Origin of the sequence: Ferruginibacter sp. (genome assembly GCF_031430955.1) — a bacterium.
Lineage (GTDB): Bacteria > Bacteroidota > Bacteroidia > Chitinophagales > Chitinophagaceae > Ferruginibacter.
Map to the genome: position 1 here is coordinate 1 of NZ_JANPCM010000637.1, position 3,674 is coordinate 3,674.

The following is a 3,674-nucleotide window of genomic DNA, read 5'->3' on the forward strand; positions in this document are numbered from 1 at the left end:
ATATTTTTTTAAATAAACGCTGTTCAGCATTTTACTGTAGCTGTCCCATTTATTATTAAAATATGGAGATGTAAAATAAATTGGGAAGCCATCAAAATCATTCTTTTTTTGCAACGATGCAAACCCATCCCAGTTGGGCATGCCAATTAAAGTAATGGGATAAGTTTCAAATAAATCATAGCAGGCTGTTGCAAGACCGGTGGCAAAACTTTCATCCAGGCTGCCTCCAATAATTACAGATTGCCGGTTACTGTCTAATTTATTTTTTAAAATATCCGAAGAGAAAGTACTGTCCGTGTTCAGGATTTGTATACTCAATAGAGGTTTTCCATCCTGCTCATTAAGCGTTTTAAAATATGCAGCTACCTTATCTTCCTGCGCCCCCTTTTTTCTGCATAAATAAATTATATCTGTACCATGATTTTGTAACAGGTAACTGTAAATAGCTTCGCAATGTGCTTTAAGGGTAGAGTTAATAATAACGGTAAAAGGGTTTGCTGTTATACCACCATCGTTAGGGTGTGTGGCAGAAATAAAAGGAATGTTTTTTAACAAAGCAAAATCGGCCAGTTGCTTATAATCCATATCCCTAACCGAACCAATTATTAAATCAAGGCTGTCTAATTTTTTATTATTAATAAGATAAGAAATATTTTTGTTGTAAGATTTAGAATCATAAATAAAAGCTTCTACATTTTCTTTACCCATTTTCATGGAGTCTAACGCAATTTGTGCTCCCTGTATAAATTCAACAGAAGGTGCAATAAATTTTGGTACACCCTGCGTATAGCGAAAAGTATTATTGCTGAAAACAGAATCTAAATAAAGCGGTGCAAAAATTGCCACACGGTAAGTGGGCATTTTTTTGGACGAATCTGTTTGTGCATTTGCATTAAACGCATGTGTTGAAAAAAATAAAATAAATAATCCAATAAAAAATTTCTTAGCCATAATAAAAATATTCTAAATCTAAATAATCTGCAACAATACTTCTCAACCCTAATCCCTAATTCCCAATTCCTAAAATCATTCCCATTCAATAGTTGCCGGAGGTTTGCTGCTTATATCATACACCACACGGTTAATTCCTCTAACATTATTAATTATTTCATTGGATATATCGGCCAAAAAATCGTAAGGTAAATGTGCCCAATCTGCTGTCATGCCATCTACCGAAGTTACTGCTCTTAATACTACCGTAAATTCATAAGTTCTTTCATCACCCATTACACCTACACTCTTTACCGGTAGCAAGATTGTACCCGCCTGCCAAACAGTTGCATACAAATTATATTTCTTCAGCCCATTTATATAGATAGCATCTGCCTCTTGCAATAACCGTACCTTTTCCTCAGTAACTTCTCCCAAAATTCTTATACCCAAACCCGGGCCGGGAAAAGGGTGACGGTTAATCATTTGTTGTGGTATCCCAAGTTCTGTACCAACTCTTCTTACTTCATCTTTAAATAAAGAACGTAATGGTTCCACCAGTTCTAATTTCATTGTATCGGGCAATCCTCCAACATTGTGGTGGCTTTTTATTGTTGCCGATGGGCCATGTACCGAAAGTGATTCAATCACATCGGGATAAATAGTGCCCTGTCCCAATAATTCCACACCTTCAATTTTATGCGCTTCCTGGTCAAAAATTTCTATAAACCCACCGCCAATAGCTTTGCGTTTTTCTTCCGGGTCAATTTTACCGGCAAGTTTGGTGTAAAAATGTTCCCTTGCATTAATGCCTTTTACATTAAGGCCCAACTCTGCATAAATTTCCAGCACTTCTTCAAATTCATTTTTACGCAATACGCCATTATCAACAAAAATACCATACAGGTTTTCGCCAATGGCACGGTGTATCAACGTTGCAGCAACGGTACTGTCCACACCACCGCTAAGTGCCATAATTACTTTTCGGTTACCAATTTGTTTTCTAAGTGCGGCAACGGTATCGGTAATAAAGTGTTCGGGTGTCCAGTTTTGGGAGCAGCCACAAATATTTACTAAAAAATTTTTTACAATTATTTTGCCTTCGGCAGAATGATAGACTTCGGGATGAAACTGTAACCCGTACAAGGGCAAATTTGTTGCCCGTTGTCCGTTGTCGGTTGTCCGTTTGAAGGCAGCTACAGGAATACTTTCAGTAGTTCCTAATAGTTCAAATCCATCCGGTAATACTTTAATGGTATCGCTGTGGCTCATCCATACCTGCGATGTTGCCGATACATTTTGTAATAAACTGTCTTCCTTTGTTTTTGTAAAGATGGCCCTGCCATATTCTCTTTTTTCGCTTTTATCAACCCTTCCTCCAAAAAGTTTGGCTGTTAATTGTGCCCCATAACAAATACCCAGCACCGGCACGTTTTCCACCATTGCTTTTACATCAACCACTAATGCTTTTTCTTCATTAACCGAAAAAGGCGAACCTCCCAAAATAATCCCTTTTAGTTCCGGACTGTAAATTATTGTTTTATTGTAAGGCACAATTTCGCAATACACATTGGCTTCCCTAACTGTACGGGCAATTAACTGGGTGTATTGTGATCCAAAATCTAGAATAAGTATTTTTTCTGTCATAGAGCTGCGAAGGTAAATAATTAGTTGAATGGTATAGGAATTAGACTGGCAGGTTTTTATATTTGCTTAAAAATATTTAACCATGAAACAACTATTAGTAATTCTATCCGCTTTTGTAATGTTAAACTCCTGCGATTACACCACAGGTAGTGGTAACGTAATAACCGAAACAAGAAATGTTGGAAATTTTAACAGCATATCTGTCAGCAGTTCTTTTGATGTAGAAGTAAAAATTGGTACTACTGCAGCAATAAGGGTGGAGGCCGATGATAATATTATGAAATACATTGTAACTAATGTATCAGGAAATGAATTAAGGATAAAAATGGAAGGCATGCATAGTTTAAATAATGTACACATGAAGCTGTTTATCACCACGCCATCATTGATCCGCATTAATGCAGATGCATCCGCAACCGTAAAAGTTTTAGATATAATTAAAGATGCTGGCAAGCTTAGTTTTACGGCAACCAGTTCCGCAGATATTGAGGCAGAGGTTGATGCACCTGAGGTAGAGGCTCAGGCTAACAGTTCCGGGTCGGTTACTTTGAGTGGTAAAACAAAAAATTACAAAGCACAGGTTTCCAGCAGCGGCGATATAAAATCGGCCGGGCTTTTAAGCGAAAATGCAGATGTGGAAGCCAGCAGCAGCGGCAGTGCTGATGTATATGCAAGTGTTAGCCTTAATGCCAATGCCAGCAGCAGCGGAAGTATAGATTACCACGGCGGCGCAACTGTAAAACAATCGGTAAGCAGCAGCGGAAGTGTGGAGAAAAAAGAATGAAAATAGTTTAATTCCCCAATTGTTGCGCTATAGATAGCCAGCGAAATGTACCTTTTTTAACCCACATTTCGCTGGCTATCTTTTTTTATCTTAACTGAGGCAGTTATAGAATGAAGGATAAAACAGTAATGAAATATGCAGTGTAATTAGACACTCTAATATATTAGTTTGGAACCTTTATATAGAGAGTAAGTTATTGCTTTCGGTTTTTTATCCCCAAATATCTCCCTATCCAAAAAAAACTTCCCTTATTACTTTGCTATTACAATTACAGCCCTTACCTTTGCACTCCAAATTAAAAAACGGTAATTCA

3 protein-coding genes are annotated in these 3,674 nt (G+C 37.4%); 1 reads left to right on the forward strand and 2 read right to left on the reverse strand.

The genetic code is table 11. The features are described from left to right. On the reverse strand, positions 1-951 hold a 951-nt coding region (locus ACY65O_RS18065; protein WP_462222258.1), incomplete at its 3' end, for a hypothetical protein. Between the two features lie 75 nt (positions 952-1,026). Further along, positions 1,027-2,577 carry a glutamine-hydrolyzing GMP synthase gene (gene guaA / locus ACY65O_RS18070; RefSeq protein WP_462222259.1) on the reverse strand — a complete coding sequence of 517 codons (1,551 nt, stop codon included), beginning with the start codon at positions 2,575-2,577 and terminating at the stop codon, positions 1,027-1,029. A gap of 82 nt (positions 2,578-2,659) precedes the next feature. Here guaA and ACY65O_RS18075 point away from each other — a divergent pair, with 82 nt between their 5' ends. Beyond that, on the forward strand, positions 2,660-3,361 hold the full coding sequence (locus ACY65O_RS18075) for a head GIN domain-containing protein (RefSeq protein ID WP_462222260.1): 702 nt from the start codon (positions 2,660-2,662) through the stop codon (positions 3,359-3,361). Positions 3,362-3,674 lie beyond the last annotated feature (313 nt).